We start from the raw sequence: 19,228 nt of genomic DNA on the forward strand, positions 1-19,228 counted from the left end.
TGCGTGGTGCGGGTGGTGCCGGTGGTTCCGGGCTCCGGGTTACGCGATGTGCTCGTTCTCCAGGTCGCGCTGGTAGCGCTGCTTCAGCTCCGGCATGAGCCGGCGGATCATCGAGGCGCTGCGCGGGTGCACGATGCCGTGCCGGTCCGAGAGGTGTATGTCCACCTGCTCGGGCGTCGGGAACTGGGAGAACTCGTCGAGGTAGGCGCGGAAGACCTCGTACGCCGCCTCCGCGAACTTCGCCTCGTCGACGTGGGCGGCGTCGGCGTCGGCGTCGGTGTCATCGGCGTCGGCGTCGGCGTCGGTGTCATCGGCGTCGGCTCGGGAGGCCGCGGTCTGCCGGGCGCGGGGGCCCGGGATCGGCAGCTCCTGCTGCTCGGGCCGCCGCTGTTCCTCGGGGCCGGCCGGGGGCATCACCGGGATCGGCTCCAGACCCTCCACGTACTGGGGGTTGTAGCCGCCCTCGTACGCGGCCTGCGGGGCCAGCGGCGCGGCGAACCACGCGCTGTTGTGCGCCGCCGGCATGGCCGTCGGCTCCACCGCGAAGGGCGCCGGGCCGTGGAGGACGGCTCCGGCGTCGGCGGGCTCGGGCTGCGCGGGGCCGGGCTGTCCGGACTGCGGCTGTCCGGGCTGCGGCTGTCCGGACTGCGACTGTGCGGACTGCGGCTGCGGCCCCTGTACGGGTGCCGCGGCCTGCCCGGGAGCGGTGGCGGTGGCCTGCTCGGGTGCCGGGGCGGCCACGGGCGTGGCGGGCGGGCCGGTTCGGGCCGTCGAGGCCGTGAGCGCGGGGGTCTCCGTCAGGGCCTGGGCACTGTGGACCCCGGCCTCGGGGAGGGCCGCCGTGCCGGGAGCCGCCGGGGGCAGCAGCACCGGGTCGATGCCCGCCGCCGCCAGCCCCTCCGGGGCGGTCTGCGCCAGCGGCACCCCGATCCGGGCCAGCCTGAGCGGCATCAGCGCCTCGACGGGGGCCTTGCGACGCCAGGCCCGCCCGTACCGGGCCTGGAGCCGCGCCTGGTATATCAACCGGTCCTGCTCCATGGTGACGGCCTGCTCGTAGGAGCGCAGCTCCCACAGCTTCATCCGGCGCCACAGCTTGAAGGTCGGCAGGGGCGACAGCAGCCACCGGGTGATCCGGACGCCCTCCATGTGCCGGTCCGCGGTGATGTCCGCGATCCGGCCCACCGCGTGCCGGGCCGCCTCGACGGTGACCACGAACAGGATCGGGATCACGGCGTGCATGCCCACACCGAGCGGATCCGGCCAGGCCGCCGCGCCGTTGAACGCGATCGTCGCCGCCGTCAGCAGCCACGCGGTCTGACGCAGCAACGGGAACGGGATCCGTATCCACGTCAGCAACAGGTCCAGCGCCAACAGCACGCAGATGCCCATGTCGATGCCGATGGGGAACACGAGCGAGAAGCTGCCGAAGCCCTTCTGCAGCGCCAGTGCGCGCACCGCGGCGTACGAGCCCGCGAAACCGATCCCCGCGATGACCACGGCACCGGCGACCACGACACCGATCAATATCCGGTGCGTGCGAGTCAGCTGCATCGCGGCCACCCGCGATCCCCTCCCCTTGACGAGCTATGGCAGGCACAGAGTACGGGTGGCGCGCGGATGAGCGGCTGTCAGCCCCACGTCCGTCCCCGACCCCGTTCCCACGGTCATCCTCGCGGTCAGCTCTCCTGGGTGGCCTGCGCGGACGGGGACTGCTCGGGCGTCTTGGACGGCTCACCCGACTTCGACGGCTCCGCGGACGGCTTGGCGGGCGCTTCCTTGCCCGCGGCGTCGACCGAGGCCACGATCTCGCGGGCCGCGACGGTCGCGTCCTGGACCAGCTTGGCGCGGTCCGGGGCGGCGGCGCCCTCGTACGCGGCACCGTTGTAGTCGAGGGTGACCACGACGTTCTGGGCGCGGACCAGAATCGTGTTGTTGAGGAACTCGACGTCCTTCTTCAGGTTGTAGGCCACCGAGGTGCCCTCGTCGCCGATCCCGCCGGCGGGCTCCACCTTGACGTCCTGCGCGCCCTCGGCCGCCTTCGCGCCCTCGACCTGCTTCTTGTACTGCTCCTCGGCGCGCTTGTTGCCGCTGCCGAGCGAGGCGTGCGAGTCGTAGCGGACCAGGGAGATCGAGAGCCAGCGGTACTGCGAGCCCTTCAGGCCGTCCTCGTCCAGGCCGTTCCAGGAGCAGCTGGCGCGGGTGGACAGGTCGTTCGACTTGGTCGCCGTGCCGTTCTTGTCCTTCGCCTCCGGGACGAGCGTCTCGATGGTCTTCGCCTGTATCGCCTTGCACGGGTCGGGCAGCGAGAGGTACGCCACCTTCTCCAGGGCGGCCGAGGCCTTCGGGGTCGGCTTCGAGGACGAGGAGGAATCGGACTTCTTCTTGCCGCTGTCCGAGCCCGAGTCCTTGCCCGAATCGGAGGAGCAGCCGGCGACGGTGAGGATCATCGGGACTGCTGCGCAGGCGAGGACTCGGGTGAGGCGCGAGGCTGATCGGTGCATGGTTCCTTCAGTCGTTGAGGCTCTGCTTGGGGGCGCATTGCGGGCGCGGGACCCGAGCAACGGTAGCTCGACCCGGCGCCCGCCTGCTGTGCGCGCCGTCACGCGGGACCCGTACGCGCCCCGCGGCGGGCCGGGTCAGTCGTTGAAACGCTCGACCAGGGCCTGTGCCAACTGGCGCACGCTGTCCTGGGTTTCCACGCTGGGCGGGACGGCGGCGGGGAGGGCGGGCTGCACGCTGTACTCGACGGTCACGATGACGTTCGAGGTACGGAACACGAGGCGTACGGTCCGGGCCCGGGCGGCGGTGGCGTCGGGGGTGCCGAGCTTGTCCTCGACGTACGCCTCGCTGCCGAGGCCCTCCAACACGCGGGAGCCCAGCTCGGGGGGCGCGGTGGGCGACGGGCTGGCGGACGGGCTGGCGGAAGGCGTACCGCCGGGTGTCCCGGAGGGGCTCGTGCCGGGGGTGCTCGGGGTGCTCTGCGGGGCGCTCGGGGCGGTGCTCGGTGCGGCGTTCCCGGTGGCCGGGGGCGCGATGGGGGAATTGGGCGCGGGGGCCGTCGAGGAGCCCGGGGTGGGGCTGCCCGTGGGCCCGGGGAAGGGCAGGTGGGCTTCGGTGAGGCGCCGTACGAACACCTGGCGCGCCTTGTCGTCGTCGCTCGTGGTGGCGCGGTCGTAGGAGACCACGCGCTCGAACCCGACCGACAGCAGCAGCGTTTCCTGCGGCGTCTGGGAGTTCCAACGGCAGCCGACGCGCCGGTCACCGTCGTACGAGGCGTCCGCGACGCCCGCGTACAGCTTCTCGCGCTGCTCGTCGGTGAGGCTGTCGGCGGCGGGCAGCATGGCCTTGAGCCGCTTCCCGTCGATGGCCTTGCAGGGAGCGGGCAGGCTGCGGTACTTCCCCGGTTGGGCGGGCGCCGCGGAGCTGTCGCCGGCCTTGTCGTCGCTGGTGCTCCCGATGCCGTTCCCGTCGGTGCACCCGGCGAGGCCGGTGACGCCGGCCGCGAGTGCGGTGAGCATTGCGATGCCCGACAGGACCGGGCGTCGTACCGCCTTGCGCTGCACGTCCAATGGCTCCCTTCGACCGGCCGGCCGTCCGGCGGTCAGGAAAATGCGTTGCCGCGACTTGGGCGCGGATGGAAACAATGTCTATCGCACACGCTGGTGCCGGCGCCGGTCCCAAGTCTGATTTGGGATGAAGAGCGAGGCTTTTTGCGTATTGATACTTTCCTGTGGTCAACGGGGTTTTGAGGCTGTTATGTCGTATGTAGAGGTGCCCGGGGCGCAGGTCCCGATCCGGATGTGGACGGATCCGGCGTCCGTCGAGGACAGCGCGATGCGTCAACTGCACAACGTCGCCACCCTTCCGTGGATCAAGGGCCTGGCCGTCATGCCCGACGTCCACTACGGCAAGGGCGCCACGGTCGGCTCGGTCATCGCCATGAAGGACGCCGTCTGTCCGGCGGCGGTCGGCGTCGACATCGGCTGCGGCATGTCCGCGGTCAAGACCTCGCTGACGGCGAACGACCTGCCGGGCGACCTGTCGCGGCTGCGGTCGAAGATCGAGCAGGCGATCCCGGTGGGGACGGGCCTGCACCGGGACCCCGTCGACCCGGACCGGCTGTACGGCTTCTCGGTGCCGGGCTACGAAAGCCTCTGGCAGCGCTTCGACCACCTCGCCGACGCCGTCAAGTTCCGTCGGGAACGCGCCGCGAAGCAGATCGGAACACTGGGCGCGGGCAACCACTTCATCGAGTTCTGCCTCGACGAGGAGGGTGCGGTCTGGCTGATGCTGCACTCCGGCTCCCGCAACATCGGCAACGAACTCGCCGCCCACCACATGGGCGTGGCCCGCGACCTCGCGCACAACCAGAACCTGGTCGACCGGGACCTCGCGGTCTTCCTCGCGGCCACCCCGGAGATGGACGCGTACCGCAACGACCTCTTCTGGGCGCAGGAGTACGCGAAGTACAACCGTGCCGCGATGATGAGCCTCTTCAAGGAGGTCGTGCGCAAGGAGTTCCGCAAGGCGAAGGTCTCCTTCGAGCAGGAGATCAGCTGCCACCACAACTACGTGGCGCAGGAGCGGTACGAGGGCATGGACCTGCTGGTCACGCGGAAGGGCGCGATCCGCGCCGGCAGCGGCGACTTCGGGATCATCCCCGGGTCCATGGGAACGGGCTCGTACATCGTGAAGGGACTCGGCAACGAGAAGTCCTTCAACTCCGCCTCGCACGGCGCGGGCCGCAAGATGAGCCGCACCGCGGCGAAGAAGCGGTTCTCGGCGCGTGACCTGGAAGAGCAGACCCGGGGCGTGGAGTGCCGCAAGGACAGCGGGGTCGTGGACGAGATCCCGGGGGCCTACAAGTCGATCGAGCAGGTCATCGACCAGCAGACCGACCTGGTCAAGGTGGTGGCCAAGCTCAAGCAGGTCATCTGCGTGAAGGGCTGAGCACGATGGTCGGGGCCGGTCGTCCGCCGCACGGCGCGAGCGGGGCGGTGGAGATTCGGCGCGCGGGCCCCGGCGACGGGGACGCGCTCGGAGAGATCCACGCGGCCGCCTGGCAGGCGGCCTACGCCCCCTTCTTCGAGCCGGGGTTCGCGGCGCGCGCCGTGGCCGACCGGCGCACGCGGTGGCACCGGCGGGTCGCGGAGGGGGCGGGGCCCGAGGCGCGGGCCGGGGTCGGGGCGGGCGTGGGGTCCGGGGCGGGCGTGGGGTCCGGGGCTGAGGCGGCGACGACGCTGCTCGCCGTGGTCGACGGCCGCCCCCTGGCCCTTTCCGTGACGCTCCCCTCCGCGGACCGGCCCGACTTCGCGGAGATCGTCAGCTTCTACGCCCACCCCGACGGCTGGGGCACCGGAGTGGCCGCCGCGCTGATGGACGAGACGCTGCGCGGCCCGCGCGCGGACGGGTACGCCGGGGCGCACCTGTGGACCCTGCGCGACACCCCGCAATCCCGCCGCTTCTACGTCAAGTGCGGTTTCGCGGAGTGCGGCACCGCGCGCGCCTTCGACTTCGGGGAGGGCAACCTCCTCGACCAGGTGGAGTACGCGCGTCCGTTGGCCGCGGGCTGAGATCGGGGGCCGGGCGGGCGGCTACAGCTCGCGGTGGACCTTCGTGTTCGAGGCCTGGGCGCGGGGGCGGACCACCAGCAGGTCGATGTTGACGTGGCTGGGACGGGTCACCGCCCACGTGATGGTGTCGGCCACGTCATCGGCGGAGAGCGGCTCCGCGACGCCGGCGTAGACCTTCTCCGCCTTGTCGGCGTCGCCGCGGAAACGGGTCTTCGCGAACTCCTCGGTCTTGACCATCCCGGGGGCGACCTCGATGACGCGCACGGGCTGTCCGACGATCTCCAGGCGGAGGGTCTCGGCGAGCACGCGGGCGCCGTTCTTCGCGGCGACGTAGCCCGCGCCACCCTCGTAGGTGGAGTGGCCGGCGGTGGAGGAGAGCACGACGACCGTGCCGTCACCGGAGGCGACGAGGGCGGGGAGCAGCGCCTGGGTGACGTGCAGCGTGCCGATGACGTTGACCTCGTACATCGTGCGCCAGTCGGCGGGGTCGCCGGTGGCGACGGGCTCGGCCCCGAGGGCGCCGCCGGCGTTGTTCACGAGCACGTCGCAGCGCTCCAGCGAGGCGGCGAAGGCGGCGACGGCGGTCCGGTCGGTGACGTCGAGCGCGTACGCGGTGGCCTGGTGGCCCGCTCCGGTCAGCTCGGCGGCGAGGGCCTCGATGCGGTCCTTGCGGCGGGCGGTGAGGACGACGTGGTAGCCGGCTGCGGCGAGCTGCCGGGCGGTGGCCGCACCGATTCCGCTGCTCGCGCCGGTGACTACGGCGGTTCGGGTGGCCGTGCTCATGGGCGGGGCTCCTCGTTCGATCGTGGGTGCTTCGTGCGTGCTTCGCGTTCGTGGGGCGCTTCGTGCGTACGTCGCGTTCGTGGGGCGCTTCGTGCGTTCTTCGTGCGTACGGACGATTCCCCGCCAGCATAGGCGGGCGGCCGGATGCCGCCGGCTGGCCCCGGGAGCGGCGGGGCACGCCCTCTTTCGTGTGATGGTCCGACCGGCCGGGCCGGGGTCCCGCTAGCGTCCGCGCGAGGAGGTGGTGTCGGTGCGCCGTGGTGCCGTACGAAGTGTGGTGATGGCCGGCCTGCTGGTGCTCGCGGGCGTCGGAGGCGCCGGGAGCGCCGGGGCGTCGGCGGGGCCCGAGGCGGATGTCGCGTACCACGGGAGGGTCTCGCTGACCCACTCGCGGCTGCGGGTCTGGCTGGTCCCGGAGAACGAGGGACCGTCGGCGGTGCCCAACGCGACGCTGCGGATTCGGCTCTCGACCGACCTCGCGGACCGGCAGGAACCGGCGGAGGGCTGTGCCCGGGCGGGGCTGCGCGATGTGGTCTGCGAGACGGGCGCGCTGCCGCGGCACGGCCGGGGGCGGCACATCGGGCTGCTGCTGGCGCTGCGCGAGCCGGCGCCGGAAGTGGTGCTGCGGGTCGACACGGTGTGGAACGGCGGCGCGACCGACCGGAACCACATGAACAACGAGCACGTGGTGCTCGCGCTGGACACGGGCGACTCGTACGCCTTCTGACGCCCTGCGAACGGGCTCGGGGGCGGTGTGCGGGGACCCGCCGCCCGGGCCGTGCGCCCGGCGGCGGGTACTCGGGTACGGGCTTCGGGCTACGGCTTCGGCGGTGTGGACCGGGGGAGCAGCCAGCCGGCGGTGGCCGCCGCGATCTCCGGGTCCGAGGCGTGCTCGGCGCTCCAGGCCAGGTAGCCGTCGGGGCGTACGAGGACGCAGGCCGTACGGTCGTCCGCGCGCCAGTGGTGATGGCTCAGGGGGGTGCCGGGCGGCGTGGCCCGGCCCGCCGGCGTGACGAGGACGAAGCCGCCGGCGCGCAGGGCCTCGTACAGCCGCAGGCCCCCGGCGAGCGGCAGGTCCGGAGCGCGCCGACCCGCGAGCGTGGGGCGGCGGGCGCCGGCCGGCGGCGGGTAGGCGATGCCGAGGCCGGAGAGCGTGGCGAGCGCGCGGTCCTGGGCGGGGCCGACCCGGGCGAGGACCCCCGTGGCGAGCCGGCGGGCGGTGCGCAGGACGGGCCCGCCGACCATGACGGTGCGGACGAGGGCGCCGCTGACGCGCAGCACCCGGCGGCCGACGGGGTGGCGCTCGCGGTGGTAGCTGTCGAGGAGGGCCTCGGGGTCGGGGGCCCGCCCCTGGAGGACGGCGGCGAGCTTCCAGGAGAGGTTGGCGGCGTCCTGGAGGCCCGTGTTCATGCCGAGGCCGCCGGCGGGGGAGTGGACGTGGGCGGCGTCGCCGGCGAGGAAGACGCGGCCGACGCGGTACCGGGGGACCTGGCGTTCGTCGCTCTGGAAGCGGGACGTCCAGCGGGCGTCGTGCATGCCGTGGTCGGTGCCGAGGGCGAGGCGGGTGATGGCGCGCACCTCGTCGAGGTCGACGGGGTCGCCGTCCACGACGGGTGCGGCGGGGTCGTCGGGTGCGGTGGGGTCGCTGTTCTCGACGCGTGCGGCGGGGGTGTCGTGCCGCCAGGCGATGGCGCGGTACCAGCCGTCGCCGAAGGGGACGAGGAAGGCGAAGGCGTCGGCGGTGCCGTTGGCGGTGAGGACGTCCTGCGGCGGGTCGGTGAGACGGACGTCGGCCAGCACCATGGAGCGGACGACGGCCGCCCTGCCGGGGAAGGGGAGGCCGAGGGCCGCGCGGACGGTGGAACGGACCCCGTCGGCGCCGATCACGTGGCGGGCGTGGATCACCTGGTCGCCGCCGTTCGGACCGGTGGCGCGGTCCGTCGGGTGGGCGGTCGCGGTGGCGGGCGCGGGAGCGGTCGTGAGGGTGGTCGTGGGGGTGGTCGTGGTGAGGGTGACGGTGTCGCGGTCCTGCCGGACGCCGGTGATCCGACAGTCGTACCGGATGTGCACACCTGTGGACAGAGCGCGACGCTCCAGGAGTTTCTCTGTCTCATATTGGGGGGTGATGAGCACGAAGGGATAGCGGGAGCGCAGGCGTTGGAGGGAGAGGGGCATGCCACCGAAGGGGCGTACGCGGTCGATCCGTCGGCCGGTGGAGACGAGTTGGTCGGCGAGGCCACGCGCGTCGAGGAGTTCGAGGGTGCGCGCGTGGACGGCGAAGGCGCGGGTGAGGTTGGCGGCGGTGCGGGGGCGTTGCTCGACGAGGGTGACGGAGAGTCCGGCGGCGGCGAGGTCGCCGGCGATCAGGAGTCCGGTGGGGCCTGCGCCGACGACGACCACGTCGACGGTGTCCTTGGCGGCAGCGTCAGTCATGCCCCGGCAGTCTGCCGGCCGAGGGCCCCCGCGGAGCCGATCCAGGCCGTCTCGTCCGGATCTTGTCGATGCGCACCGCGATGAGGACCGCAGAGGGCCGGCGCCCTGCCTGGGCGGCGGCGGTGGCGATGGCGGTCCAGGCGGCGCCCTGCCTAGGCGGTGGCGCTGTCGCCGAATTCCGCGACCGCTTCGTCGACGATCCGTTCCAGGCGCGCGTGGTGGGCGCCACGCCAGTAGACGCGCTCGCAGTCGGCGCACTGGGCGAACACGTCGTAGGAACGCTGGGTGCCGTGTTCCAGCCGGTCGCCCACGCTGTCCTTGTCGGCCGCCCGGAGGGGGCCGTTGCAGGCGGTGCAGCGGGTCCAGGGCGTGAGCGTCGGGGCGAAGCGGCCGAGGATGTCGCGGAGTTGCTCGTCGGGGTTGTCGCTGTAGACGTACGCCCCGGCGAAGATCTCGCGGCGGCGGAGCAGGCCGCGGTCGCGGGAGAGCAGCACGCGTCGCTCGGCCGCCGAGCGGGTGGCGAGGGCGGGGTCGCCGATGTCCTCGTTCTCGTAGGCGGTGTCCACGCCGAGGAGGCGCAGCCGGCGGGCGAGGGTGCCGAGGTGCACGTCGAGGAGGAAGCGCAAGGGGGTGTCGGGGTGGCTCTGCGCCACCTGCTGGGGGCGGTCGACGGCGAAGACCTCGACGGACTCGCCTTCCCGGGGCACGTGGGAGACGGGCACTTCTCGCCCGTCGACGAGGATCCGGCCTACCTCGGTGAGCGGGACGCCGGCCGATTCGACGACGTGGCCGAGGCTGGAGGCGCCGTCGGTCGTCGTCGGCACGCGTGCGGCGCGCCGGCTCGGCGAGGCGAAGACGTGCAGTTCAGGGGCGAGGGTGAGCTGAATCCCGGGTCCGTTCACAGGGCCAGCATGCCACCGGCCGGACGGGGTCGCGGCCGAATTACGCGCCGGGCGGGCGACATGGCGGCGCCCTCGCCGAGACCCCGCCCCGGACGGCGACCCGGCCCCGTCAGCCCCGGGCGTATCCGCGCCGCGGACCCGGACCGTCGCGCCGGGCGGCGCTCCGTGACCCTGGCAGGTCACCCCGTCCCGTGCCCCCGTACCCGCGGAGCGGAACCCGCTCCGTGACCTCGGACACAGGCCGGACCGCCGTGGAGCCGCCGTGGGTGGTGTCAGGGCCAGACGAGGCAGTACGGCTGATGGCCGGCTTCGTGGAGGCGGTGGGAGAAGTCCTGCCACTCGTGGAGCAGCTGGTAGACGTTGAACGCGTCGCGCGGGCCGCCCCGGTCCGGGACGGTGGACCAGATGAAGGCGGCGGCGCCGACCGACTCCTCGCCCACCCCGCGCAGCGGGTCGACCACCGTCATGGGGAGCTTGACCACCGCGTAGTCGGGGTGGAGGACGACCAGTTCGAGCGGCGGCACCTTGTGCAGGGGTATGCCCTCGATGCCGGTGAGGACCATCGCCGCGACCGTCTCCGGCTTGATCTTGGTGAACAGCCCGCCCATGCCGAGCTCGTCGCCGCCCAGTTCCTCGGGACGCATGGTCACCGGGACCCGGGCCGCGGTCGCGCCGTCGGGGGCACCGAAGTACTTGTACGTCACGCCCATGCCGCGCCCCCTGGGGAGGCTGTCGGGCGACCGGATGGGGCCCGGTACGGGATCTGCCGCGTCCGCGGCCCGGCGCCGGTGCTTTCCGCGGCGGCGGGCATCACGGGCGCGCTGCGGGTCCAGGCCGTCCGTGCCCTCGCCCGGTCCACCACCGCGTTGCATATCTCCACCCGACTGGTATTGCCTGCCCCGGCCCCGCGGCCCCCGCCACGCAGCCTGATCATCATGGCAGTGACCTCCCCCGGGGCGGCGCGGTGAAACGCCCGTCCGCAAGTCTGTCGCGGCCTCTGAGACCATGGCTGGTGTGAGCTACCCGTATCCGTATGAAGCCCCAGTCTCGCAGAACCTGTTTACGCGCGCGTCCGTTGTGACGCCCGGCGGCGTGAACTCTCCCGTGCGTGCCTTCCGCGCCGTGGGGGGTACGCCCAGGTTCATGGTGTCTGGTACCGGTCCGTATCTGACCGATGCCGACGGCCGCGAGTATGTCGACCTGGTCTGCTCGTGGGGACCGATGATCCTCGGCCATTCCCACCCGGCCGTGATCGAGGCCGTCCAGGCCGCGGTCGCCCGCGGCACGTCCTTCGGTACGCCCGGCGAGGGCGAGGTGGCGCTGGCGGAGGAGATCGTCGCGCGCGTCGAACCCGTCGAGCAGGTCCGTCTGGTCTCCTCGGGCACCGAGGCGACCATGTCGGCGATCCGGCTGGCCCGCGGGTTCACCGGTCGCGCCAAGATCGTGAAGTTCGCCGGTTGCTACCACGGTCACGTCGACGCGCTGCTGGCCGCCGCCGGTTCCGGCCTCGCGACCTTCGCCCTTCCCGACACCCCCGGTGTCACGGGCGCGCAGGCCGGGGACACGATCGTGCTCCCGTACAACGACCTCGACGCGGTGCGGGCGGCCTTCGCCGCGCACCCCGGCGAGATCGCCTGCGTGATCACCGAGGCGGCGCCCGGCAACATGGGCGTGGTGACGCCGGCCGAGGGCTTCAACCAGGGGCTCGCGGACGTGTGCCGGGAGAACGGCGCCCTGTACATCTCCGACGAGGTGATGACCGGATTCCGCACCTCGCGTGCCGGTTGGTACGGCGTGGACGGGGTCAAGCCCGACCTGATGACCTTCGGCAAGGTCATGGGCGGCGGCTTCCCGGCCGCGGCGTTCGGCGGCCGCGCCGACGTCATGGGCCACCTCGCCCCGGCGGGTCCGGTCTACCAGGCGGGGACCCTCTCCGGGAACCCGATCGCGACGGCCGCCGGTCTCGCGCAGCTGCGGCTGTTGGACGAGGCGACCTACGCGAAGGTCGACTCGGTCTCCGCCCAGGTTCAGGCGCTGGTCACCGAGGCCCTGAGCAAGGAGGGTGTGGCGCACCGGTTGCAGACCGCCTCCAACATGTTCTCGGTGTTCTTCACCGAGAACGAGGTGAAGAACTACGACGACGCCAAGAAGCAGGAAGCCTTCCGCTTCAACGGCTTCTTCCACTCGATGCTGGCACAGGGCGTCTACCTGCCGCCGTCGGCCTTCGAGTCCTGGTTCGTGTCCAGCGCCCACGACGAGCGGGCGATCGAGCGGATCGCGGCGGCCCTGCCCGCCGCCGCCCGCGCCGCCGCGGAGGCCACCGCATGAGCGCCGACGAAACCACCGGAGCCGACGGAACCACCGGAGCCGACGGAACCACCGGGACGGCCGGAACCGCCGGCCCCGCCAACCCCGTCGACATCACCGTCGTGCACCTGATGCGCCACGGCGAGGTGCACAACCCGGACGGTGTGCTCTACGGCCGCCGTGACGGCTACCACCTCTCCGAGCTGGGCCGGCAGATGGCCGACCGGGTCGCGGAGCACCTCCAGGGGCGCGACATCACGCACGTCGTGGCGTCCCCGCTGGAGCGTGCGCAGGAGACGGCCGCGCCCGTGGCGAAGGTGCACGGCCTGGACCTGGCGACCGACGGTCGACTGATCGAGGCGGGCAACGTCTTCGAGGGCAAGACCTTCGGCGTGGGGGACGGGGCGCTGCGCAGGCCGGAGAACTGGAAGCACCTGACGAACCCGTTCAAGCCGTCCTGGGGCGAGCCGTACGTGGAGCAGGTGGTGCGGATGATGAGCGCCATCGAGGCCGCGCGCGACGCGGCCCGCGGTCACGAGGCGGTGGCGGTCAGCCATCAGCTGCCGATCTGGATCGTGCGCAGCTTCGCGGAGAAGCGTCGGCTGTGGCACGACCCGAGGCGCCGTCAGTGCACGCTGGCCTCGCTGACCTCGTTCACGTTCCAGGGCGACAAGCTGGTGTCGGTGGGCTACAGCGAGCCGGCCCGGGACCTGGTGCCGCCGCATCTGTTGGCCGGCGCGAAGCCGGTGAAGGGGAAGTCGAAGGCCTTCGGGGCGTAGGCCCGGGCCGGGCGGGTGTGCGGATCGGTCGGCCGGGCTTCGGGCCGGCCGGTCGACCGCCGTACGGGTCGACCGCCGTACGGGTTGCCCCGTTGCCCCGTTGCCCCGTTGCCCCGTCGCCCCGTCGCCCCGTCGCCCCGTCGCCCCGTACAGCGGTCGGCGGGGGCGGCCGGCGGGCCATGACCTGCCCATGGGTTTCTCTAATTTCATACAAGTCGAGCCCGGCGCGCCGTGTTCGGACTTCATTCGCTTCTGATTGTCCGTTTGTATGACATTTCATGAGCGATGTGTGCAGGACACGGGACTTCACCCGACGCGGCGCGCTCGGCCTCGGGCTCGGCGCCGCCGCGCTGGGCGTCGGCGGCTGTGGTGGCGGCTCCGGTTCGAGAGGCTCCGGGGCGCACCCGGATCCGACCGGCTCCGCGAAACCCGGTCCGCCCGCCGCCAGGCCCATCGGGGACGGTTCCACCGCGAACACCGGTCCCCAGCCGCACCAGCCCCCCGCTCCCGTCCCGCTCCAGCCGGGCGAGACGCCGCCCCAGTTCGTCGTCTTCAGTTGGGACGGCGCCGGCGAGGTCGGCAACGGCCTCTTCCCGCGCTTCCTCAAGGTCGCCAGGGACCACGGCGCGGCCATGACCTTCTTCCTCTCCGGCCTCTACCTCCTGCCGGAGTCCAGGAAGGACCTGTACCGACCGCCGAACAACCCCGTCGGAGCCTCCGACATCGGCTACCTCAAGGACGAGAACGTCCGCAACACCCTCACCCACGTCCGGCAGGCGTGGCTCGACGGCCACGAGATCGGGACGCATTTCAACGGGCACTTCTGCGGCGGCTCCGGTTCCGTCGCCAAGTGGTCGCCGCAGGACTGGCACGACGAGATCGACCAGGCCGTGTCGTTCGTCACGAACTGGCGCACCAACACCGGGTTCAAGGACCTCGAACCGCTGCCCTTCGACTACCGCGAGGAACTCGTCGGCGGCCGCACCCCCTGCCTGCTCGGCCAGGACGCCCTGTTGCCCACGGCGCGCGAGCGCGGCTGGCGCTACGACGCCTCCTCGCCCGGCGGCCTCCAGCAGTGGCCGGCGAAGAAGTCGGGCCTGTGGGACCTGCCCCTGCAGTCCCTGCCCTTCCCCGGGCACTCCTTCGAGGTGCTCTCGATGGACTACAACATCCTCGCGAACCAGTCGAAGAACACCACCAGGGGCGTCGCCGCCAACTACCCGGGCTGGCGCACCCAGGCCACCAGCGCCTACCTCGGCGGCTTCCGGCGGGCCTACGAGACCAACCGCGCGCCCCTCTTCATCGGCAACCACTTCGAGGAGTGGAACGGCGGCATCTACATGGACGCCGTCGAGGAGGCCCTGAAGGGCATGGCGGACAAAAAGGACGTACGACTCGTATCCTTCCGGCAGTTCATCGACTGGCTGGACGTCCAGGACCCCAAGGTGCTGGACCGGCTGCGGGGCCTCGGCCCCGGCCGCTCGCCGGCCGGTGGCTGGCGCACGTACCTGACCGGCGCCTGACCGGCTTCCCGGTTCGCCGTCGGGGGGCGTGGAAGATCCGCGAATGGCCCATGCGAAACTTTTCACATGAGCCTTAGCCGCGCCCCCCGTCGCCGCCGCTCGACCAGCGGCCGCGCCCTCCTGCTGACCGCGGTGACCCTCGCGAGCGCCCTCACCCTTTCGGCGTGCGGCGATTCGGGCGGCGGCAGCAAACCCTCCGGTTCCGCCGGCGGCAACTACGTGACGGGCCCCAGCGGCATCTCCACCGTCGCCAAGGGGGACCGCGCCGAGGCCCCCCTGCTGGACGGGCAGACCGTGGACGGCAAGACCCTCGACGTCACCACGCTCAAGGGCAAGGTCGTCGTCCTCAACGTGTGGGGCTCGTGGTGTCCGCCCTGCCGGGCCGAGGCCCCGTACTTCGCGAAGGTGTCCAAGGCCATGTCCGAGAGCGGCAAGGACGTCGCCTTCGTCGGGCTGAACACCCGGGACAACAGCAAGCAGAACGCCGCTTCCTTCGAAGAGACCTACGGGATCACCTACCCGAGCCTCTACGACCCGGACGGCAAGCTGATGCTCCGCTTCCCCAAGGGCACGCTCAACCCGCAGTCGATCCCCTCCACGATCGTCCTCGACAAGGAGGGCAGGATCGCCGCCCGCACCCTGGTCGCGGTCAACGAGGAACAGCTGCGCTCGATGATCGATCCGCTCCTCGCGGAGAAGTGACCTCGTGGTCTCCGAGCTCCCGCACCTCGTCCTCGCCGCCGAGGCGACCGGCGTGAACACCACCGTCCTCAACGGCGCCCTGCTGCTGGCCCTGCCGCTCTCGCTGTTCGCCGGACTGGTCTCGTTCTTCTCGCCGTGCGTGCTGCCGCTGGTCCCGGGCTACCTGTCCTACGTCACCGGCGTGGGCGGGGCCGACCTCGCCGAGGCCCGGCGCGGGCGGATGCTGGCCGGCGCCGGCCTGTTCGTCCTCGGCTTCACGGCCGTCTTCGTCTCGACGGGCGCGCTCTTCGGGTACTTCGGGGCGACCCTCGCGGAGAACAAGGAGGTCATCTCCAGGTGGCTCGGCGCTCTGGTGATACTCCTCGGCTTCTTCTTCATGGGCTGGATCCCCGGCCTGACGATGCGCGAGTTCCGCTTCCACAGGAAGCCGGCCGCCGGCCTGATCGGCGCCCCGCTGCTGGGCGTGCTCTTCGGGGTCGGTTGGACCCCCTGCATGGGCCCCACGCTCGCGGCGGTCAACACGCTCTCCATCGACCAGGCGACCGCGGGCCGCGGCGCGCTGCTGACCGTCGTGTTCTGCCTGGGGCTGGGGCTGCCCTTCATCTTCACCGCGATCGCCTTCCGCAAGGCGCTCGGTGCGTTCGGCTGGGTGAAGAAGCACTATGCATGGGTGATGCGGATCGGCGGCGGCATGCTGATCCTCACCGGCCTGCTGCTCGTCACAGGATGGTGGGGCACGCTCATCACCGACACGCAGGCCTGGACCGACGGCTTCACGGTGGGGATCTGAGGACTACACGGACATGAGTACGACCGACAAGGCGTCCACCGAGACGCCGCACGAGTCCACCGAGCAGGCCGAGGCGAACGCCGACGCCGCCGCGGGCGCCCAATTGTCCACCGCACCCCTGGAGGACAGTCCCACCGCCCCCGTCGGCATCGGCGTGATCGGCTGGGCCCGCTGGTTCTGGCGGCAGCTCACCTCCATGCGGGTGGCGCTGATCCTGCTCTTCCTGCTGTCCCTGGGTTCCATCCCGGGCTCCCTGATCCCGCAGACCCAGGTCGACGCGATGAAGGTCGCGGAGTGGAAGCGGACCCACGACTTCTGGGTGCCCGTCGCCGAGAGGCTCCAGCTGTTCGACGTCTACAGCTCGGTGTGGTTCTCCGCGATCTACATCCTGCTGTTCGTGTCGCTGATCGGCTGCATCATCCCGCGCACCTGGCAGTTCGTCGGCCAGCTCACCGGCCGCCCGCCGGGCGCCCCCAAACGGCTCGACCGGCTTCCCGCGTACGCGACGTGGCGCACGGAGAAGTCCCCGGACGAGGTGCTCTCGTACGCCAAGGACGTGCTCGGCCGGCGCCGCTTCCGCACCGAGGCGGGCGGGAACTCCGTTGCCGCCGAGAAGGGCTACCTGCGCGAGGCCGGCAACCTGGCCTTCCACATCGCCCTGATCTTCATGCTGGTGGCCTTCGCGGTCGGGCAGCTCTACAAGTCCGAGGGCGGCAAGCTCGTCCTGCGCGGCAAGGGCTTCTCGAACACGCTCACCCAGTACGACGACTTCAAGTCCGGCAGCCTCTTCTCCTCGGACAACCTGCCGCCGTTCTCGTTCACCCTGGACAAGTTCGACGCGACGTACGAGAAGACCGGGCCGCAGAAGGGCACCCCGCGCGACTTCAAGGCGTACGTCACCTTCAGCGAGGGGGCGGACGGCAAGCCGGTCAAGTCCGAGATCGAGGTCAACAAGCCGCTGGAGGTCGACGGCTCCAAGATCTTCCTCCTCGGTCACGGCTACGCGCCGGTCATCTCGGTGACCGACCCCACCGGCAAGGTGATCTACAAGGACGCCGTGCCGATGCTGCCCTTCGACGCGAACCTCAGCTCGTCGGGCGCCGTCAAGGTCACCGACGGCTACAAGAACAAGGACGGCAAGGCGGAGCAGCTCGGCTTCAACGCCATGTTCGTGCCCACCTTCGCGGGTGAGGGCAAGGGCACGATGCTCTCGCAGTTCCCCGCCCTGGACTTCCCCGTCCTCGCGCTCAGCGCCTACCACGGCAGCCTCGGCGTGGACTCGGGTCTGCCGCAGAACGTGTACCAGCTGAACACCTCGAAGATGAAGCAGTTCGAGGACGACAAGGGCGAGCTGTTCAAGCAGAAGCTGCTGCCCGGCGAGACGATGACCCTGCCGAACGGTCAGGGCACCGTGAAGTTCGAGGGCGTCGAGCGCTGGGCCACCTTCTCGGTCACCCAGCAGCCGGCCAACGGCCTGGCCCTCGCGGGCGCGGTCGTCGCGATCGGCGGCCTGGCCGCCTCGCTGTTCATCCAGCGCCGCCGGATCTGGGTCCGGGCGGTCACCGGCAAGGACGGCGTCACCGTCGTCGAGATGGCGGGCCTCGGCCGCAGCGAGTCCGCCAAGCTCCCGGAGGAGCTCGCGGTGCTCTCCGCCGCTCTGCACCAGCAGGCGCCCACCGCGCCCGACCAACCTGTCACGGAACCTGTCGAAGGGGAGCGCGGATGATGACGCCGCTCGCAGCCGCAGCCAACGAGAACCTGGCTCAACTCAGCAACTACCTGGTCTATTCGTCGATGGCGGTCTACACGCTCGCCTTCCTCGCGCACATCACCGAGTGGACGTTCGGCAGCCGCAGCAAGGTCGCCCGCACGGCCGCCGCGCTGACCGCCACCAAGCGTGCCGAGGCCCCCGCCGTGCAGGTGCGGTCCCAGGGCGGCACCGCCGTCCTGGACCGGCCGAAGGTCGTCACCCGGTCCGCGTCCGGCGCGCGCGACGTGCCGGACGGTCCGGGCGCGGCCGGCGGCACCGAGCAGGGAGACCTGTACGGGCGGGTCGCGGTCTCGCTGACCGTGCTCGGCTTCCTCATCGAGGCGGCCGGTGTCGTGACCCGCGCCATGTCGGTGCAACGGGCCCCCTGGGGCAACATGTACGAGTTCTCGGTGACCTTCTCCACGGTGGCCGTCGGCGCGTACCTGGTGCTGCTCCTGCTGAAGAAGAACGTGCGCTGGCTCGGTCTGATCCTCGTCACCACCGTGCTGCTGGACCTGGGCATCGCCACCACGTGGCTGTACACCGACAGCGATCAGCTGGTGCCGGCCCTCCACTCGTACTGGCTGTGGATCCACGTCTCGACCGCCATCTTCTGCGGCGCGGTGTTCTACATCGGCGCGGCCGGCGCGGTGTTGTACCTGTTCCGCGACTCCTACGAGGCCCACCTCGAAGCCGGTCGCACGCCGGGCCGCTTCCGCTCCTCGGTGATGGAGCGGCTGCCCTCGGCGGCCTCGCTCGACAAGTTCTCGTACCGGATCAACGCGGCCGTCTTCCCGCTGTGGACCTTCACCATCGTGGCGGGCGCGATCTGGGCCGGCGACGCCTGGGGCCGCTACTGGGGCTGGGACCCCAAGGAGGTCTGGTCCTTCGTGACGTGGGTGGCGTACGCCTGCTACCTGCACGCCCGGGCCACGGCCGGCTGGAAGGGCCGCAAGGCCGCGTACCTCGCGCTCTTCGCCTTCGCCTGCTGGATCTGGAACTACTACGGCGTGAACATCCTGCTCAGCGGAAAGCACTCGTACGCGGGCGTCTGACGCGGACGTTCGACCGTACGGGCAAAGGCCCGTCGGCGTCACGGCTCATCCGAGCCGCGGCCCCGGCGGGCCTTTCGTCTTCGCTGTGCCGCCGCTCGGGGTGCGGCGGGGGGTCAGGGAGCGGCGGGGTTCACCACACCGGTCGCAGGGCCGGGAGCGGGCCGTCCCCGTGCAGGGCGCGGACGACCCGGGTGAGTTCGCGCCGCAGCGCCGGGAGGTCGGCGGCGCCGCCCAGTTCGGCCTCCAGCTCGTGCATGATCGCGCCCGCGACGCGCAGGTGGTCGTAGGCCATGGGGGTCAGGACCACCAGCTTGCGGCGGCCTCCCCCGGGGTGTGGATCGCGCCGCACGTATCCGCGCCGCTCCAGGTCGTCGACCATCTGCCCGGCCGCCTGTTTGGTCACCCCGAGCCGTTCGGCGAGTTCGGTGGCGGTGGCACCGGACCCCTTGAGGACCTGGAAGGCCATGCCGTGCAGAGGGCGCAGGTCGCCTTCGCCGACGGCGGTGAGCCGGCGGGTGAACTCGGCCAGCAGGAGCTGGAACCCCATGCCGACGAGGAGGGTCAGCTCGATGCCGGGATCGTCGGTCCCGTCGCCGCGGTGTCCGGTGTCGCCGTCGCCGGCTTCGGTTCT

General features: G+C 71.8%; 18 protein-coding genes. 10 read left to right on the forward strand and 8 right to left on the reverse strand.

The features are described 5' to 3' along the window. Positions 1–39: 39 nt before the first annotated feature. The 3 genes from ACIRO3_RS20250 to ACIRO3_RS20260 form a co-directional block, all read right to left on the reverse strand. Positions 40–1,560, reverse strand: coding sequence for a DUF2637 domain-containing protein (locus ACIRO3_RS20250; RefSeq protein ID WP_404138578.1), 1,521 nt, complete (start codon positions 1,558–1,560; stop codon positions 40–42). 116 nt (positions 1,561–1,676) lie between these two features. Beyond that, the gene (locus ACIRO3_RS20255) at positions 1,677–2,501 is read right to left on the reverse strand and encodes a DUF3558 family protein (RefSeq protein ID WP_404138581.1); all 825 of its coding nucleotides are present in this window, start codon (positions 2,499–2,501) and stop codon (positions 1,677–1,679) included. A 135-nt stretch (positions 2,502–2,636) separates the two neighbouring features. Next, on the reverse strand, positions 2,637–3,563 hold the full coding sequence (locus tag ACIRO3_RS20260; protein ID WP_404138584.1) for a DUF3558 domain-containing protein: 927 nt from the start codon (positions 3,561–3,563) through the stop codon (positions 2,637–2,639). A gap of 193 nt (positions 3,564–3,756) precedes the next feature. On the opposite strand from ACIRO3_RS20260, the gene ACIRO3_RS20265 reads away from it, so the two are divergent. Beyond that, a complete protein-coding gene (locus ACIRO3_RS20265) occupies positions 3,757–4,950 on the forward strand; it encodes an RtcB family protein (protein WP_361780480.1) in 1,194 nt (397 codons plus the stop codon). Between the two features lie 47 nt (positions 4,951–4,997). Then, entirely contained in the window at positions 4,998–5,573 is a 576-nt protein-coding gene (locus tag ACIRO3_RS20270; RefSeq protein WP_404138587.1) for a GNAT family N-acetyltransferase, read from the forward strand. 21 nt (positions 5,574–5,594) lie between these two features. Here the strand turns inward: ACIRO3_RS20270 and ACIRO3_RS20275 are convergent, their stop codons facing one another. Continuing rightward, on the reverse strand, positions 5,595–6,356 hold the full coding sequence (locus ACIRO3_RS20275) for an SDR family NAD(P)-dependent oxidoreductase (protein ID WP_404138590.1): 762 nt from the start codon (positions 6,354–6,356) through the stop codon (positions 5,595–5,597). Positions 6,357–6,606: 250 nt separating this feature from the next. On the opposite strand from ACIRO3_RS20275, the gene ACIRO3_RS20280 reads away from it, so the two are divergent. Then, positions 6,607–7,083, forward strand: coding sequence for a hypothetical protein (locus ACIRO3_RS20280; RefSeq protein WP_361780471.1), 477 nt, complete (start codon positions 6,607–6,609; stop codon positions 7,081–7,083). A gap of 89 nt (positions 7,084–7,172) precedes the next feature. On the opposite strand, the gene ACIRO3_RS20285 is transcribed toward ACIRO3_RS20280, so the two are convergent. The 3 genes from ACIRO3_RS20285 to ACIRO3_RS20295 all read right to left on the reverse strand — a co-directional run bounded on the left by ACIRO3_RS20285 (position 7,173) and on the right by ACIRO3_RS20295 (position 10,401). Then, complete coding sequence (locus ACIRO3_RS20285) at positions 7,173–8,789, reverse strand: FAD-dependent oxidoreductase (RefSeq protein ID WP_404138593.1); 1,617 nt, start codon at positions 8,787–8,789, stop codon at positions 7,173–7,175. Positions 8,790–8,941: 152 nt separating this feature from the next. Next, positions 8,942–9,691 (reverse strand): Mut7-C RNAse domain-containing protein, encoded by a 750-nt coding sequence (locus ACIRO3_RS20290; protein ID WP_365999887.1) that lies wholly within the window; start codon positions 9,689–9,691, stop codon positions 8,942–8,944. 272 nt (positions 9,692–9,963) lie between these two features. Continuing rightward, complete coding sequence (locus ACIRO3_RS20295; protein ID WP_053675327.1) at positions 9,964–10,401, reverse strand: hypothetical protein; 438 nt, start codon at positions 10,399–10,401, stop codon at positions 9,964–9,966. A 295-nt stretch (positions 10,402–10,696) separates the two neighbouring features. On the opposite strand from ACIRO3_RS20295, the gene hemL reads away from it, so the two are divergent. The 7 genes from hemL to ccsB all read left to right on the forward strand — a co-directional run bounded on the left by hemL (position 10,697) and on the right by ccsB (position 18,597). After that, positions 10,697–12,019: a glutamate-1-semialdehyde 2,1-aminomutase gene (hemL, locus tag ACIRO3_RS20300; protein WP_361780462.1), complete on the forward strand. Its 1,323-nt coding sequence runs from the start codon at positions 10,697–10,699 to the stop codon at positions 12,017–12,019. A 110-nt stretch (positions 12,020–12,129) separates the two neighbouring features. Beyond that, the gene (locus ACIRO3_RS20305) at positions 12,130–12,777 is read left to right on the forward strand and encodes a histidine phosphatase family protein (RefSeq protein WP_361780582.1); all 648 of its coding nucleotides are present in this window, start codon (positions 12,130–12,132) and stop codon (positions 12,775–12,777) included. Between the two features lie 278 nt (positions 12,778–13,055). Then, on the forward strand, positions 13,056–14,300 hold the full coding sequence (locus ACIRO3_RS20310; protein ID WP_404138598.1) for a hypothetical protein: 1,245 nt from the start codon (positions 13,056–13,058) through the stop codon (positions 14,298–14,300). Positions 14,301–14,366: 66 nt separating this feature from the next. After that, entirely contained in the window at positions 14,367–15,002 is a 636-nt protein-coding gene (locus ACIRO3_RS20315) for a TlpA family protein disulfide reductase (protein WP_404138601.1), read from the forward strand. A gap of 4 nt (positions 15,003–15,006) precedes the next feature. Continuing rightward, positions 15,007–15,792, forward strand: a complete 786-nt coding sequence (locus ACIRO3_RS20320; protein ID WP_404138604.1) for a cytochrome c biogenesis CcdA family protein — start codon at positions 15,007–15,009, stop codon at positions 15,790–15,792. Positions 15,793–15,805: 13 nt separating this feature from the next. After that, positions 15,806–17,518 carry a cytochrome c biogenesis protein ResB gene (locus tag ACIRO3_RS20325; RefSeq protein WP_404138606.1) on the forward strand — a complete coding sequence of 571 codons (1,713 nt, stop codon included), beginning with the start codon at positions 15,806–15,808 and terminating at the stop codon, positions 17,516–17,518. Further along, positions 17,518–18,597: a c-type cytochrome biogenesis protein CcsB gene (gene ccsB, locus ACIRO3_RS20330; RefSeq protein WP_404139063.1), complete on the forward strand. Its 1,080-nt coding sequence runs from the start codon at positions 17,518–17,520 to the stop codon at positions 18,595–18,597. The genes ACIRO3_RS20325 and ccsB overlap by 1 nt, the downstream gene beginning before the upstream one ends. 130 nt (positions 18,598–18,727) lie before the next feature. On the opposite strand, the gene ACIRO3_RS20335 is transcribed toward ccsB, so the two are convergent. After that, positions 18,728–19,144 carry a MarR family transcriptional regulator gene (locus ACIRO3_RS20335; RefSeq protein WP_365999929.1) on the reverse strand — a complete coding sequence of 139 codons (417 nt, stop codon included), beginning with the start codon at positions 19,142–19,144 and terminating at the stop codon, positions 18,728–18,730. Between the last annotated feature and the right edge of the window lie 84 nt (positions 19,145–19,228).

The sequence above is a fragment of the Streptomyces sp. NPDC102278 genome, from assembly GCF_044766345.1.
In the GTDB taxonomy this organism is placed as follows: Bacteria; Actinomycetota; Actinomycetes; order Streptomycetales; family Streptomycetaceae; genus Streptomyces.